The organism is Streptomyces sp. NBC_00414 (assembly GCF_036038375.1).
Taxonomy (GTDB): Bacteria; Actinomycetota; Actinomycetes; order Streptomycetales; family Streptomycetaceae; genus Streptomyces.
Window position 1 is genome coordinate 3,742,199 of sequence record NZ_CP107935.1, and the last position, 13,742, is coordinate 3,755,940.

The 13,742-nt window shown below is 71.1% G+C and carries 14 protein-coding genes and 2 tRNA genes; 7 read left to right on the top strand and 9 right to left on the bottom strand.

Annotated elements, in window-relative coordinates; genetic code table 11:
• Positions 1-43 precede the first annotated feature (43 nt).
• The 4 genes from rsrA to OHS59_RS15995 all read right to left on the bottom strand — a co-directional run bounded on the left by rsrA (position 44) and on the right by OHS59_RS15995 (position 2,781).
• The gene (gene rsrA, locus OHS59_RS15980) at positions 44-361 is read right to left on the bottom strand and encodes a mycothiol system anti-sigma-R factor (protein WP_210889914.1); all 318 of its coding nucleotides are present in this window, start codon (positions 359-361) and stop codon (positions 44-46) included.
• Positions 358-1,038 carry a sigma-70 family RNA polymerase sigma factor gene (locus OHS59_RS15985; RefSeq protein WP_328494067.1) on the bottom strand — a complete coding sequence of 227 codons (681 nt, stop codon included), beginning with the start codon at positions 1,036-1,038 and terminating at the stop codon, positions 358-360. Before OHS59_RS15985 ends, rsrA begins: the two co-directional genes overlap by 4 nt.
• Before the next feature lie 278 nt (positions 1,039-1,316).
• Complete coding sequence (locus OHS59_RS15990) at positions 1,317-1,955, bottom strand: alpha/beta hydrolase family protein (RefSeq protein WP_328499226.1); 639 nt, start codon at positions 1,953-1,955, stop codon at positions 1,317-1,319.
• A gap of 10 nt (positions 1,956-1,965) precedes the next feature.
• The gene (locus tag OHS59_RS15995) at positions 1,966-2,781 is read right to left on the bottom strand and encodes an SOS response-associated peptidase (RefSeq protein WP_328494068.1); all 816 of its coding nucleotides are present in this window, start codon (positions 2,779-2,781) and stop codon (positions 1,966-1,968) included.
• 50 nt (positions 2,782-2,831) lie between these two features.
• Between OHS59_RS15995 and OHS59_RS16000 the strand changes: the two genes are divergently transcribed.
• From OHS59_RS16000 to OHS59_RS16015, 4 genes are all read left to right on the top strand, one after another.
• A complete protein-coding gene (locus OHS59_RS16000) occupies positions 2,832-3,554 on the top strand; it encodes a M50 family metallopeptidase (RefSeq protein WP_328494069.1) in 723 nt (240 codons plus the stop codon).
• 210 nt (positions 3,555-3,764) lie between these two features.
• Entirely contained in the window at positions 3,765-5,081 is a 1,317-nt protein-coding gene (aroA, locus tag OHS59_RS16005; RefSeq protein ID WP_328494070.1) for a 3-phosphoshikimate 1-carboxyvinyltransferase, read from the top strand.
• Positions 5,082-5,097: 16 nt separating this feature from the next.
• Positions 5,098-6,108: a ribosome small subunit-dependent GTPase A gene (gene rsgA, locus OHS59_RS16010; protein ID WP_328494071.1), complete on the top strand. Its 1,011-nt coding sequence runs from the start codon at positions 5,098-5,100 to the stop codon at positions 6,106-6,108.
• Positions 6,109-6,271: 163 nt separating this feature from the next.
• Positions 6,272-6,595, top strand: coding sequence for a DMT family transporter (locus OHS59_RS16015; RefSeq protein ID WP_055526050.1), 324 nt, complete (start codon positions 6,272-6,274; stop codon positions 6,593-6,595).
• Between the two features lie 92 nt (positions 6,596-6,687).
• Here OHS59_RS16015 and OHS59_RS16020 read toward each other — a convergent pair whose 3' ends face one another.
• Positions 6,688-7,302 (bottom strand): TetR/AcrR family transcriptional regulator, encoded by a 615-nt coding sequence (locus OHS59_RS16020; protein ID WP_328494072.1) that lies wholly within the window; start codon positions 7,300-7,302, stop codon positions 6,688-6,690.
• A gap of 340 nt (positions 7,303-7,642) precedes the next feature.
• On the opposite strand from OHS59_RS16020, the gene hisN reads away from it, so the two are divergent.
• A complete protein-coding gene (gene hisN / locus OHS59_RS16025) occupies positions 7,643-8,443 on the top strand; it encodes a histidinol-phosphatase (protein WP_328494073.1) in 801 nt (266 codons plus the stop codon).
• 215 nt (positions 8,444-8,658) lie between these two features.
• Positions 8,659-9,051: a CBS domain-containing protein gene (locus tag OHS59_RS16030; RefSeq protein WP_328494074.1), complete on the top strand. Its 393-nt coding sequence runs from the start codon at positions 8,659-8,661 to the stop codon at positions 9,049-9,051.
• A 108-nt stretch (positions 9,052-9,159) separates the two neighbouring features.
• Here the strand turns inward: OHS59_RS16030 and OHS59_RS16035 are convergent, their stop codons facing one another.
• A complete protein-coding gene (locus OHS59_RS16035; RefSeq protein WP_328494075.1) occupies positions 9,160-10,611 on the bottom strand; it encodes a catalase in 1,452 nt (483 codons plus the stop codon).
• 157 nt (positions 10,612-10,768) lie between these two features.
• Between OHS59_RS16035 and OHS59_RS16040 the strand changes: the two genes are divergently transcribed.
• A complete protein-coding gene (locus OHS59_RS16040) occupies positions 10,769-11,185 on the top strand; it encodes a Fur family transcriptional regulator (RefSeq protein WP_328494076.1) in 417 nt (138 codons plus the stop codon).
• Between the two features lie 111 nt (positions 11,186-11,296).
• On the opposite strand, the gene OHS59_RS16045 is transcribed toward OHS59_RS16040, so the two are convergent.
• From OHS59_RS16045 to OHS59_RS16055, 3 genes are all read right to left on the bottom strand, one after another.
• Positions 11,297-11,370: transfer RNA gene (locus OHS59_RS16045), tRNA-Met, on the bottom strand.
• Between the two features lie 222 nt (positions 11,371-11,592).
• Positions 11,593-13,398 (bottom strand): sel1 repeat family protein, encoded by a 1,806-nt coding sequence (locus tag OHS59_RS16050; protein WP_328494077.1) that lies wholly within the window; start codon positions 13,396-13,398, stop codon positions 11,593-11,595.
• 240 nt (positions 13,399-13,638) lie between these two features.
• Positions 13,639-13,712, bottom strand: a tRNA-Met gene (locus OHS59_RS16055).
• Positions 13,713-13,742: the final 30 nt, after the last annotated feature.

Below are 13,742 nucleotides of genomic sequence, written 5' to 3' on the forward strand. Positions count from 1 at the left end.
CCGGTCCGGCATCGGGTGTGCCCACAGAGGGCTCGGGAGCTTCTCAGCCCTCGGCGGCGGCGCCGCGGACGTCCGCGGTCGTCACCTCGTGCTCGGGCACCGTCTGCCCCGAGCGGATCAGTTCGATACGGCCCATGACCTTCGCCCGCAGATCGGTCGGCACGTCGTCCTGACCGCAGCACCGCTTGACGAGCTTCTTCACGGCCTGCTCGAGTCCGTACTTCTCAAGGCACGGTGAGCACTCCTCGAAGTGCACCTCGAACTTGGTGCAGTCGGCATCGGGCATCTCGTGGTCGAGGAACTCGTAGAGATGATCGAGTACTTCACTGCAGTCCGTCTCGTGCGGCTCTCCGCAGCTCATGAGCCCGAGCCTTTCGTTCCGTCCGACTCTCCGGCGCCCGCCGGGACGAGGCCGCGGTCCTTGGCGTAGTCCTCAAGCATGCCGCGCAACTGACGGCGACCCCTGTGCAGGCGGGACATCACCGTACCGATGGGTGTCCCCATGATGTCCGCGATCTCCTTGTACGCAAAGCCCTCGACGTCCGCCAGATAGACGGCGATCCGGAATTCCTCGGGGATCGCCTGCAGCGCCGACTTGACGTCCGAGTCGGGCAGGTGGTCGAGCGCCTGCGACTCGGCGGAACGCAGACCGGTCGACATGTGCGACTCGGCGCGCGCCAGCTGCCAGTCCTCGATCTCCTCGGCGGCGGACCGCTGGGGCTCGCGCTGCTTCTTGCGGTACGAGTTGATGAAGGTGTTGGTGAGGATCCTGTACAGCCACGCCTTGAGGTTGGTGCCCTCACGGAACTGGTGGAAGGACGCGTACGCCTTGGCGTACGTCTCCTGCACCAGATCCTCGGCGTCGGCCGGGTTCCGCGTCATGCGCAGCGCGGCCGAGTACATCTGGTCGAGGAACTCCAGCGCGTCCCGCTCGAAGCGCACATTGCGCTCAGCGGTCGACTCGCTGCTGCCCGCATTCTCGGGCTGCTCCGCCTGGCCGTTGTCGGTCCCTGCGTCGGTCCCTGTGACCGGACCCACCTCCTCCAGAGTCTGGGCGGGGCCGAAACCGGTCCCACCTGAATCGGAGAATAGACGACCAGCGGTCGCGGCGGCTTGCCGATCCGGTCCGCCCGCCACCCGAACAGGGGCGGTCTTCGCCGCGTGCAGCACCGACCACTCCAGGTCTGTCCTGCTCCCACGGCTCGGGCAGATGGTCGAACCCATGCGGCGGACTTCCTCTCGTACGACGTCTCCCAGCACACCTTCCGTGCTGTCTGATCCGCACAACAGTGGTCCGGGGCGCAACATTCCCGGGGTCACGGGAGTGACGAAACCCACTTCAGGACGCCGTCCGTGACGACCGTCAGTGCCTGGTCCTGGTCGACGGGGGCGCGCTTCGGGACCGCGAAGCCATGATCGCCGTACGGCACCTCGACGAGTTCGTACGAGCCCTGCGGGAACTCCTCGGGGCGTCCGAACGGGTCGTTTCCGCCCTGGACGACGAGCGTGGGCACCCCGGCGCCGAGCAGCTCGTCGGCGCGGGACTTCTCCGGGCGGCCCGGCGGGTGGAGGGGGAAGCTGAGCGCGAGGACGGCGTGCGCGCCCAGCTCGGTGGCCGTGCGGCAGGCGACCCGGGCTCCGGCGCTGCGACCGCCCGCGACGACGGGGAGTCCCGGCTCCACGAGCGCCGGCCACAGGCCCCGCCATCCCACGTCCAGCGTCTTCGGGGCGGGCGCCATCTTCTTCCCCGCCACCCGCCAGGGCTGTTCGACGAGGGCCACGGCCACTCCGTGCGCGGGCAGTGCGGCGGCGAGGGCCCGCAGGTCGCGCGCCTCGATACCGCCACCGGCGCCATGGCTGACGGCCAGCACCAGCCTCGCCTTCCGCTTCGCCCGGTGCCAGGTGACACGGGCGGTGCCCGCCTCTGTCTCGACCGACTCGATGATCTCCGTCACATGCTTCACGTCAGAAGAGTGTGCCCTCCTCGGGCCCCTCCAGCTCCTTCAGCAGCTCCGGGCCGTTGTTGCGGACGTTGCTCACCGCCGTGGAGACGGGATACGCCCGCATCAGCCCCTGGGGCGGCGGCGCGAGCAGGGAGCGCAGGTCCTCGACGTCCGTGCGGGAGGGGTCGAGCCAGGCGTCCCAGCGGTCCGGGGTGAGCATGAGCGGCATGCGCGGGTGGATGTCGGCGAGGGAGCGCGGGCCCTCCTCGGGGCCGACCGCGAGCGGGGAGGTCTCCGCCTCCGTGGTGATGACGGAGCAGGTCGCCCACCAGGCCCGCGGGTGGTCGTCGGGCAGCGTCCGGTCCCGCCAGAACTCGTACAGCCCGGCCATCGCGAAGACGGAGCCGTCGGCGGGGAGCACGAAGTACGGCTGCTTGCGAGGCCGCTTCTTCCTGCCCTCGACCTCCAGGTCGCGCTCGCCGGTGCCGGTCACCCACTCGTAGTAGCCGTCGGCAGGGACGACGCAGCGCCGGGAGGTGAAGGCCCGCCGGAACGAGGGCTTCTCGTGGACGGTCTCGGCGCGGGCGTTGATCATCCGTGCGCCGCCCTCGGGCGTCTTCGACCAGGAGGGGATCAGGCCCCACTTGAGGCGGCGCAGCTGCCGAACCGGATCGGGGTTGTCCGCGTCCTTGAGAGGACGGTCCAGGACCGCGTAGACCTCCTTGGTCGGAGCAACGTTGAAATCGGGGTCCAGGGCCTCCTCGGGCTCCCACTTCTCGATCTCAAAGATTCCTGCGAGATCCTCGGGTCCACGACTCGCTGCATACCGTCCGCACATACGTGCAAGACTGCCAGATTCCATACCCCCCAAGGGAGCCCGAGCCAACAATGGACAGCACCGCAGCCACCTCGCTGGCGACCCTCTGGGACGAGGTCTTCGGGAGCCAGCCCGACCCCGACACCTGGGTCGTCGTCGCCACGATGGTGGCCGCGCTGGCCGTGATCGTGCCGCACCCGGTGTGGCGGCTCTCACGCAACGCCATCACCATCGCCCACGAGGGCGGCCACGGTCTGGTCGCGCTGCTCACGGGCCGCAGCCTCAGCGGCATCCGGCTGCACTCCGACACCAGCGGTCTCACCGTCAGCCGCGGCAAGCCGACCGGCCCGGGCATGATCCTCACCGCGGCCTCGGGCTACACGGCTCCCCCGCTGCTCGGCCTGGGCGGCGCCGCGCTGCTGGCCGCCGGCCACATCACCGCCCTGCTCTGGCTGGCCACGCTGCTCCTCGTGGCCATGCTGGTGATGATCCGCAACGCGTACGGCGCCCTCACGGTCCTCGTCAGCGGCGGCACGTTCGTGGTGGTGTCCTGGCTGGCCGGTCCCCAGGTACAGGCGGCGTTCGCGTACGCCGTCGTCTGGTTCCTGCTGCTCGGCGGAGTCCGCCCGGCCTTCGAACTCCAGGCCAAGCGCATGCGGGGCGGGGCGGGCGACTCGGACGCGGACCAGCTGTCACGGCTGACGCACATACCGGCCGGGCTGTGGCTGTTCCTGTTCCACGCCGTGTCCCTGTGCTCCCTGCTGGCCGGCGCCAACTGGCTGCTGGACCTGTGAGGCGTGTGAGATATCGGGTGGGGCCGCAGTGCCTGATGGGGCGCGGCCCCTTCTAGGGGGCGCGGGGAACCGCGCGACCAGCCACAGCGAACCCGCAGCCGCCCGACCACACCGGCCTCCCGAGCTCTCAAGCGCACCCCCCACCCCCTCGGAGCGCACCACCGCTTTCGATCAAGATCTCTGCAAGGGGCGAACCCTTAAAGTGAGGGCATGCCCGTTAACCCCGCACACACCGCCCTCTGGCCCGCCCCGCACGCGAGCGGAGCCGTCGACGCGACGGTCCACGTGCCCGGGTCCAAGTCGGTCACCAACCGCGCGCTCGTCCTCGCGGCCCTCGCCGCCGAGCCCGGCTGGCTCCGCCGCCCGCTGCGTTCCCGCGACACTCTCCTGATGGCCGGTGCCCTGCGGGCGATGGGCGTCGGGATCGAGGAGGGCGTGGGCCCCGACGGTTCCGGCGAGGCATGGCGGGTCATCCCCTCGGGCCTGCACGGCCCGACCACGGTCGACGTGGGCAACGCCGGCACGGTGATGCGCTTCCTGCCGCCGGTCGCCACGCTCGCCGACGGCCCCATCCGCTTCGACGGCGATCCCCGTTCGTACGAGCGGCCGCTGAACGGCGTGATCGACGGCCTGCGCGCCCTCGGCGCCCGTATCGACGACGACAACCGCGGCACGCTGCCGCTGACCGTGCAGGGCGGCGGGGCTCTGGAGGGCGGCACGGTGGAGATCGACGCGTCCTCGTCCTCGCAGTTCGTGTCGGCGCTGCTGCTGTCAGGCCCGCGCTTCAACCAGGGCGTGGAGGTACGGCACACGGGCTCGACGCTGCCGTCCATGCCGCACATCCGGATGACCGTCGACATGCTGCGCTCGATCGGCGCCCAGGTGGACACCCCGGAGTCGGGCGGCGAGCCGAACGTCTGGCGGGTCACGCCGGGCGCGCTCCTCGGCCGCGACCTGACGGTCGAGCCGGACCTGTCGAACGCCCAGCCGTTCCTGGCTGCCGCGCTGGTCACCGGCGGCACGGTCGTCATCCCCGACTGGCCGGTCCGCACCACCCAGCCGGGCGACAGGCTGCGCGAGATCTTCACCGAGATGGGCGGTTCCTGCGAACTGACGGACCGGGGCCTTGAGTTCACCGGATCCGGCTCGATCCACGGCATCGACGTGGACCTGGGCGAGGTCGGTGAGCTGACCCCGGGCATCGCGGCGGTCGCGGCCCTCGCCGACTCCCCCTCGGCCCTGCGCGGCGTGGCCCATCTGCGGCTGCACGAGACGGACCGGCTGGCCGCGCTCACCAAGGAGATCAACGAACTCGGCGGCGACGTCACCGAGACGGCCGACGGCCTCACCATCCGCCCGCGCCCGCTGCACGGCGGGATCTTCCACACCTACGACGACCACCGCATGGCGACCGCGGGCGCGATCATCGGCCTCGCGGTCGACGGCGTACAGATCGAGAACGTGGCGACGACGGCGAAGACCCTGCCGGACTTCCCCGATCTGTGGACCGGAATGCTCGGGAACTGACGGGCGGACCGGGATCATGCGCCGATACGGCAAGCACACCGACGAGGACGACATCCCCTCGCGGCCCAACCGCAAGGGCAACCGCCCGCGGACGAACATCCGGCCCAAGCACGAGGACGCGGCGGAGGGCATGGTCGTCACCGTCGACCGGGGCCGGCTGACCTGCCTCGTCGAGGACCGTCTGATCTTCGCCATGAAGGCACGCGAACTGGGCCGCAAGGCGGCGGTCGTCGGCGACCGGGTGGCCATCGTCGGCGACCTGACCGGCAAGAAGGACACCCTCGCCCGGATCGTCCGCATCGAGCCGCGGACCTCGGTCCTGCGCCGTACGGCCGACGACGACGATCCGTACGAGCGGGTGGTCGTCGCCAACGCCGACCAGCTGGCCATCGTCACGGCCCTCGCCGACCCGGAGCCGCGCCCCCGCCTGATCGACCGCTGCCTGGTCGCCGCGTACGCCGCCGGCCTCGACCCGATCCTCGTCCTCACCAAGTCGGACCTGGCGTCACCCGACGAACTCCTGGAGCAGTACGGGGCGTTGGGGGTCCCGTACGTCGTCACGAGCCGGGAGGAGCTGGAGAGCGGCGAGGCCGTCGACCGCGTACGCAAGCAGCTGGACGGCAAGATCACGGCGTTCGTCGGACACTCGGGCGTGGGCAAGACGACGCTGGTCAACGCGCTCGTGTCGACGGAGCGGCGGCGGTCCACGGGTGTGGTCAACGCGGTCACGGGCCGCGGCAGGCACACCACGACCTCGGCGCGCGCGATCCCGCTGCCGGGCGACGAGGGCTGGGTCGTCGACACGCCGGGCGTGCGGTCCTTCGGGCTGCACCATGTGGACCCGTCGCAGGTCATCAAGGCGTTTCCCGATCTGGAGCCCGGCACGGAGGGCTGCCCGCGCGCGTGCAGCCACGACGAGCCGGACTGCGCGCTGGACGAGTGGGTGGCCAAGGGGCACGCGGACCCGGCCCGCCTCTACTCGCTGCGCCGGCTGCTCTCGACCCGGGAGCGGCGCGAGGGCGACTGACCGTGATCGGCTGCGGCCGGTCGCAGCCCGTCGCGGCCGATCGCGGCCGACTCCCTGCGTGACCTCTGTGTTGTTTGCATCGCCGTCGCGACGGTAAAGGCATAATCGCACCAAGCCGGATCCAAGCGAGACGAAGCGGTCACGGAGCGTGGGAGGGCATCACATGGCGTGGCTGCTGGTTGTCGTGGCGGGGCTCCTGGAGACGGGTTTCGCCGTCTGCCTCAAGCTCTCCCACGGTTTCACGAGACTCTGGCCGACGGTCGCCTTCTGCGTCTTCGCGCTGGGCAGTTTCGGCCTCCTCACCCTGTCCCTGAAGAAGCTCGACGTGGGGCCCGCCTACGCGGTGTGGACGGGCATCGGCGCGGCCGGCACCGCGATCTACGGCATGATCTTCCTCGACGACCTGGTGTCCACGCTGAAGATCGTCTCGATCTCGTTCGTGATCATAGGAGTCATCGGCCTGCAGCTGTCGGGCTCGTCCCACTGAGGTCGCGCCCGGCGTCGGCCCGAGGCCGCGCTGAGTCGCGCTGAAGTCGCGCTGAAGTCGTACCCGAGACGGGAGACGGCTCCGCGGGCCCGTCAGACCACGGAACGCACCGTGGCCAGGGCGCTGCGGACCAGTCCCGCCGTGCCTCCCTCGCCCGCCGGGGCCAGCACGCACGACACCCCCAGCCGCACCGCGAGTTCACAGGCCCGGGCGAGCTCCGCCGCCTCGGACTTCGACCCGCCGTGCGCGGCCAGCGAGGCGACGGCCCGGTCCCGTACCAGCGCCACGAAGTCGCCGGGCGAGGGCAGCGGCCCGTCGGCCCGGCGCTGAGCGGGCACGGCCGAGGACGACGGCACGGCTGACAGGGTCGGAGAGGGCAGCCGCTCTCCCCAGCACCCCGTGAGCATCGCCCGCACCAGCGCGTTCCCCCGGGCGGCGGACGCCGTCCACTCGGCCGCCGCGGCCAGGCGCTCCCGGGGCTCCGGACGGCTCACGAGAGCACGCTCCACCCCCGCGAGATACGCATCGGCCTCCCGCCGTACGAGCGCACGGGCAAGCCCTTCCTTGCTCCCGAACTCGTTGTAGAGGGTCTGCCGGGAGACCCCGGCCACGGCGGCGACATCGACCATTCGTACGGCGGACCACGGACGGCGTCCGAGCGCCGTGTAGGCGGCGTCCAGTAGGGATTCCCGCGCTGCTGGCATCATCGCCTCCCTGGGGCGATCCTGGGGCGATCGGCTCTGCGCTTCAGAGTTGACGCGCACGGGGGCACTGTCAAGACTTCGCACGTTCTATGGGGCGTGCGACGTAGGCGGACGCGGGGGTGCGCGCCCTGGGGGGCGCCTCTGAGGGCGCGGCGGGGCCGTGGAAGGCTGCGGCGCCGCCGTGGCGGGCCGCGCGGTTCCCCGCGCCCCTGAAAGTCGGGGCCGCGCCCCTGCCTTTCGTCTTCAGGGGCGCGGGGAACCGCGCGCTCGGCCACAGTGGCGGCGCACCTTCTCCACAGCCCCAGCCCTATAGCCGCACCCCACGGAGCGGTACCGTTCGCTCATGCCCGACTATCGCGATGACCTGCGCCTCGCCCATGTCCTGGCGGACGCCGCCGACGCCGCGACGATGGACCGGTTCAAGGCGCTCGACCTCAAGGTCGAGACCAAGCCGGACATGACACCGGTGAGCGAGGCCGACAAGGCCGCCGAGGAACTGATCCGCGGCCACCTCGGACGGGCACGGCCACGCGACGCGATCCTCGGCGAGGAGTACGGGGTCGAGGGCACGGGCCCCCGCCGCTGGGTGATCGACCCGATCGACGGCACCAAGAACTACGTACGCGGGGTGCCCGTCTGGGCCACGCTGATCGCGCTGATGGAGGCGGGCGAGGGCGGTTACCAGCCGGTCGTCGGCGTGGTCTCCGCGCCCGCGCTCGCCCGTCGCTGGTGGGCGTCGAAGGGCCACGGCGCGTTCACCGGCCGCAGCCTGTCGTCCGCGTCGCGGCTGAAGGTCTCCCAGGTCTCGCAGATGAAGGACGCCTCGTTCGCGTACTCCTCGCTGGGCGGCTGGGAGGAGCGCAGCCTGCTGGACGGGTTCCTGGACCTGACCCGCGAGGTGTGGCGCACGCGCGCGTACGGCGACTTCTGGCCCTACATGATGGTCGCCGAGGGCTCGGTCGACATCTGCGCGGAGCCCGAACTGTCGCTCTGGGACATGGCGGCGACCTCGATCGTGGTGACCGAGGCAGGCGGCTCCTTCACCGGCCTCGACGGCCGCCCCGGCCCGCACAGCGGCAACGCGGCGGCCTCGAACGGCATCCTCCACGACGAGATGCTGGGGTACCTGAACCAGCGCTACTAGTCGCCACCGGTCGCCGTCACCGGCCGGCGCCACCGGGCGGCCGGCGCTCGTGAGGCGCGTGGCATCGCCCGGGGCACGGGCGGGAGATCACGCGCCCCGAACCGGCCGCGCACGCCCTCTTGTTGACCCTCCCTTTAACTGCGACTCTGAGAGTTCCCCCACTTGTGAACTTGTGAATCCGTTAACTAGCGGATTCGTAGGAGGTGGCTCCGTCCATGCTCGTCCGCGACGCCATGAGCACGGTGGTCCTCACCATCGGCCCCGCCCACACCCTCCGGAAGGCCTCCACCCTGATGGCCGCGCGCCGCATCGGCGCGGCCGTGGTCCTCGATCCCGACGGCATCGGGATCGGCATCCTCACCGAGCGGGACATCCTCAACTCCGTCGGCCTGGGCCAGGACCCGGACACCGAGCGGGCCCACGCCCACACGACCACCGACGTGGTCTTCGCGGCCCCGACCTGGACGCTGGAGGAGGCGGCCCGGGCGATGGCCCACGGCGGCTTCCGCCATCTCATCGTCTGCGACCGGGGCGAGCCGGTGGGCATCGTCTCGGTCCGCGACATCATCCGCTGCTGGGCACCGCTCCGTCAGCCCGCCCCGGCCTGAGACCCACGACCTGCCCACACCGGCGCTCCGGCGAAAAGGTGAGCGGGCCGGCTCCCCGGTACGAGGGAATCCGGCCCGCTCTCTACGGCAAGCGATCCAGTGCTGGTGTCAGCCGCGGAGGGCCTGGACCGCGGCTTCCAGCCGCTTGCCGAAGTCTTCGTCGGCCTGACGGAAGTTGTTGATCGCACGCGCGGCGATGTCGTCGCGCGAGACCTGCGAGATGAAGCCCGCCAGGTTGTCGACCAGCCGCTCCCGCTCACCCTCGGACATCAGACGGTAGAGATTGCCCGCCTGTACGAAGTCGTTGTCCTCGGCGTGGACCGGCGCCTCGCTGTTGCCGGTGACACCGGTGACGGGGAGGGGCTGCCACAGCGGACGGTCCGTCTGGACGGGACCGCCGAAGCTGTTCGGCTCGTAGTTCTTCGCGCCCTTGTGGCGGCCGTCGTACAGGAAGCCGTCACGGGAGTGAGTACGCGCCTCGGTGGCGTGCGGACGGTTCACCGGCAGGTGGTCGGCGTTGACGCCGACGCGGTAGCGGTGGGCGTCGCCGTACGCGAAGAGGCGGCCCTGGAGCATCTTGTCGGGCGAGGGTCCGATGCCCGGCACGAAGTGCGCGGGGCTGAAGACGGACTGCTCGACCTCGGCGAAGATGTTCTCCGGGTTCCGGTTGAGCTCCAGCTTCCCTATCTCCACCGGCGGGTAGTCCTCGTGCGGCCACACCTTGGTGAGGTCGAACGGGTTGAAGCGGTAGGTCGCCGCGTCGGCCGCGGGCATGATCTGCACCTGCACGGTCCAGGAGGGGAATTCACCCCGCTCGATCGACTCCCGAAGATCGCGCTGGTGCGAGTCGGGGTCGAGACCGGAGACGTTCACGGCCTCCTCGGTCGTCAGGTTCTTGACGCCCTGGTCGGTCTTGAAGTGGTACTTGACCCAGAAGACCTCGCCGGCCTCGTTGTTCCACTGGTAGGTGTGCGAGCCGTACCCGTTCATGTGGCGGTACGAGGCGGGGATGCCACGATCACCGAAGAGCCAGGTCACCTGATGCGTGCTCTCGGGGCTCAGCCCCCAGAAGTCCCACACGTTGTCGGCTTCCTGAGAGCCCGTGTACGGGTCGCGCTTCTGGGTGTGGATGAAGTCGGGGAACTTGATGGCGTCCTTGACGAAGAACACCGGGGTGTTGTTGCCGACGAGGTCGTAGTTGCCGTCCTCGGTGTAGAACTTCAGCGCCCAGCCGCGCGGGTCACGCACGGCGTCGGCCGAGCCGAGGTTGCCGGCCACGGTGGAGAAGCGCAGGAAGGTCTCGGTCTGCTTGCCGACCTCGGAGAGGAACCGGGCGCGCGTCCACCGCGAGACGTCACGGGTGAGCGTGAAGGTGCCGTACGCGCCGGCGCCACGGGCGTGGACGACCCGCTCCGGGATGCGCTCGCGATTGAAGTGGGCGAGCTTTTCCAGCAGGAGCTGGTCCTGGACGAGGACCGGGCCGCCGACACCCGCGGTCTCGCTGTTCTGGTTGTCGGCCACCGGCGCGCCGGCCTCCGTCGTAAGCGGTCCCTGCGTCACGTGCGCCTCCTGCGTCATTCCCTGCCGGTCCTGTCCTTCGGCCTGCCCTTCGGCCAAAGTCGAGCTCGATCCTACAATAGACATTGTCTAAGTTAATTCAAGCTCCAAAGTCACACCTGTTCGGGTTCTGGTCCAGCAGGCTGTTAAGCTGTGTCATATGAGCGACCTGTTGGAACGACTGCGCGGACGCGGCTGGCGCATGACCGCGCAGCGGCGCGTCGTGGCCGAGGTCCTTAACGGGGATCACGTCCACCTGACGGCCGACGAGGTGCACGCGCGTGCCGTCGTGAGGCTTCCGGAGATCTCCCGGGCGACCGTCTACAACACCCTGGGTGAGCTGGTCTCGCTCGGCGAGGTGCTGGAAGTCGCCACGGACAAGCGCGCGAAGCGGTACGACCCGAACGCCCACCGGCCGCACCACCACCTGGTCTGCGCCCAGTGCGGTGCGATCAAGGACGTGCACCCGGAGGGCAACCCGCTGGCGGACCTCCCCGACTCGGAGCGCTTCGGCTTCACGGTCTCGAACGTAGAGGTGACGTACCGCGGCGTCTGCCCGAACTGCGCGGCAGCCTGACACCACACTCCCCCTGAAGCCCCGCCCCTGACGGGCCGGGGCTTCTCGGCACCCGGAAACGCGAAAACACCGAAGGCCCGGAACCAATGGTTCCGGGCCTTCGGTCTTCAGTAGCGGGGACAGGATTTGAACCTGCGACCTCTGGGTTATGAGCCCAGCGAGCTACCGAGCTGCTCCACCCCGCGGCGATGACTGAACAGTACGTCACCCCACCGACCAGCGCAAATCCCTTACCACCCCCCCTCCCTCACTCATCCAGCCCGCCCGGCCCCATCCAGCCCGTCCGGCGTTTGAGGACGAGCGCGAAGCGCGATCAGGGGGCGAGGGGCGCAGCCCCATGCGTGACGGGAGGGGCAGAGGCGGCGGGGGCGAACCCCACCCACCCCCACCCCGCCGGCCCGGAGGGCTCACGCAGACAGCTCCTGCCGCAACGCATCCCGCAACCGCGCAGCCCGCTCGGACACCTCACGCGGCCCGAGCGACACGGCCCGATCGGCCCACCGCTGCCCCTCCGCCAGCTCCCCACGACGCGCGTAGACAAGGGCGAGCCGCAACGCCGCCCGCCCGTGCCCCGCGTCGGCCGCCCGCGCCCACCACAGCGCGGCCTCGGGCTCGCTCCCCTCCCGGGCCAGCAGCAGCCCCAGGTTGAACGCCCCGTTCCGCGACCCCGCCTCCGCGGCCTCCCGGTACCACCGGGCGGCCTCGACGACGTCTCCGCGGGCGGACGCCAGCATCCCCACGCGCACCTGGGCCCGCCGATGCCCCTGGGAGGCGGCCCGCTCGTACCACTCCTCGCACTCGCTCTTCTCGGTGGTCGGCTCCCCCAGCTCGTGTTCGGGCGTGGGCGGGCGCCGCGCGTCGAGCACGGTCGCCAGCCGGTACGCCCCCTCCGCGCTGCCACCCCCGGCGGCGCACCGCAGGTGCCGCTCGGCAGCGGCCTCGTCGCCGTCCCTGAGCCGTGCGATCCCGACCTGGAGCGCGGCCTCGGCGTGTCCGGCCGCGGCGGCCCGCTCGTAGCACCGCAGCGCCGCGGCGTCCTCCCCGCGCCCGGCGTGCAGGATCCCGAGGTTGAACGCGGCGTCGACGCTGCCGGCCTCCGCGGCCTTGGAGAACCACGGCTCGGCCCCGGCGGCGTCGCCGACCTGGAGCAGCAGGATGGCCAGCGCGTTCGCCGCCTCGCGGTGCCCCGCGTACGCCGCCCGCCGGTACCACTGTTCGGCCTGGGCGGTGCGCGACTGCTCGGCGCAGAGCAGCCCGAGGTTGTACGCGCCGTTCACGTCGCCGGCGTCCATCGCGGCCCGGTACCACCGCTCGGCGGTCTGTGTCTCGCCCCGCTCGGCGTGCAGCGCGCCCAGGGCGTTGGCGGCGTTCCCGTCGCCGTCCTGGGCAGCGCGCAGCCACCACACGGCCGCGCTCTCGGTGTCGCCGGCGTCGCGCAGCAGGAAGCCCAGCGCGCAGGCCGCCCGCGCCTCGCCGTCCTTGGCGGAGGTCAGGTACCAGCGGCCTGCTTCCTTGAGTTCCCCGCGCCGCTCCAGGATCGCGCCGAGGTGCAGCGCGGCCCGGCGGTGACCGCGCGCGGCCGCCTGCCGGTACCACTGCTCGGCCGCTTCGCCGACGGTCTCGGAGGGACCGCCGTCGGTGTCGGTGTCGCCCGCCTGCGCGGTCGTCCGGTCGAGCGCCCGCGCGAGCCGGTAGGCCGCCTCGCGGTGCCCGCGCTCGGCTGCCGCGCGCATCCAGTCCTCGGCACGGGGGTCGCCGCGGTGCTCCAGGAGGTCGGCGAGCGCGTACGCGCCGAGGGAGTGGCCCTGCTCGGCGGACTGCCGCAGCCAGTACTCCGCGGCGGGCTCGTCGCCCCGCTCGCGGTGGTGGCGGCCCAGTGCGTGCGCGGCGGCCGCGGAGCCCGCGACGGCGGCGATACGCCACCATCCGGCGGCCTCCTCCGCGTATCCGCGCTGGTGCAGGAGGACGCCGAGGTTGTTGGCGGCGGCGCGGTCACCGGCCGCGGTGGCAGCCCGCAGCTGCGGCTCGGCTCCGTCGAGATCACCACGGCGGAGCAGCATGGCTCCGAGGACACTCATCGCCTCGGCGTCGCCCTGTTCCGCGGCGAGCCGTTGACGAGCCTCCTCCACAGCCTCACCGGTCTCGTCCCGGTCGGAAGGCTGCACAAACCGCCCTGTATCCAACAGAGTTGCCTTGTCCCCCATAACGTCCATCGTCGCACCACCTGCAACCTGGGTACACCTGGTATACCGCAGCCAGTGAGGTCACTTCAGCGTTTTGTCGACATGCCCACAGAGAGACAAGTGAAACACAGTTCCCGCAACTCCCTCCGGCCGGCGCGGCCTTCGCCGCGGCAGCACTGGTGAACGAGGGGCGTCCTTGCACACTCGACTGACGGTCCGCACACGCAGAAGGACCCGGATCCTGTGAGGATCCGGGTCCTTCAACATCAGTAGCGGGGACAGGATTTGAACCTGCGACCTCTGGGTTATGAGCCCAGCGAGCTACCGAGCTGCTCCACCCCGCGCCGTTGTGTTTCAACCGTACCACGGCGCGA

Excerpts from the sequence above, each read along its gene's own strand:
- rsrA (WP_210889914.1), bottom strand. The coding sequence starts at position 361 with ATGAGCTGCGGAGAGCCGCACGAGACGGACTGCAGTGAAGTACTCGAT.
- OHS59_RS15995 (WP_328494068.1), bottom strand. The coding sequence starts at position 2,781 with ATGTGCGGACGGTATGCAGCGAGTCGTGGACCCGAGGATCTCGCAGGA.
- OHS59_RS16000 (WP_328494069.1), top strand. The coding sequence starts at position 2,832 with ATGGACAGCACCGCAGCCACCTCGCTGGCGACCCTCTGGGACGAGGTC.
- aroA (WP_328494070.1), top strand. The coding sequence starts at position 3,765 with ATGCCCGTTAACCCCGCACACACCGCCCTCTGGCCCGCCCCGCACGCG.
- rsgA (WP_328494071.1), top strand. The coding sequence starts at position 5,098 with ATGCGCCGATACGGCAAGCACACCGACGAGGACGACATCCCCTCGCGG.
- OHS59_RS16015 (WP_055526050.1), top strand. The coding sequence starts at position 6,272 with ATGGCGTGGCTGCTGGTTGTCGTGGCGGGGCTCCTGGAGACGGGTTTC.
- OHS59_RS16020 (WP_328494072.1), bottom strand. The coding sequence starts at position 7,302 with ATGATGCCAGCAGCGCGGGAATCCCTACTGGACGCCGCCTACACGGCG.
- hisN (WP_328494073.1), top strand. The coding sequence starts at position 7,643 with ATGCCCGACTATCGCGATGACCTGCGCCTCGCCCATGTCCTGGCGGAC.
- OHS59_RS16030 (WP_328494074.1), top strand. The coding sequence starts at position 8,659 with ATGCTCGTCCGCGACGCCATGAGCACGGTGGTCCTCACCATCGGCCCC.
- OHS59_RS16040 (WP_328494076.1), top strand. The coding sequence starts at position 10,769 with ATGAGCGACCTGTTGGAACGACTGCGCGGACGCGGCTGGCGCATGACC.
- OHS59_RS16050 (WP_328494077.1), bottom strand. The coding sequence starts at position 13,398 with ATGGACGTTATGGGGGACAAGGCAACTCTGTTGGATACAGGGCGGTTT.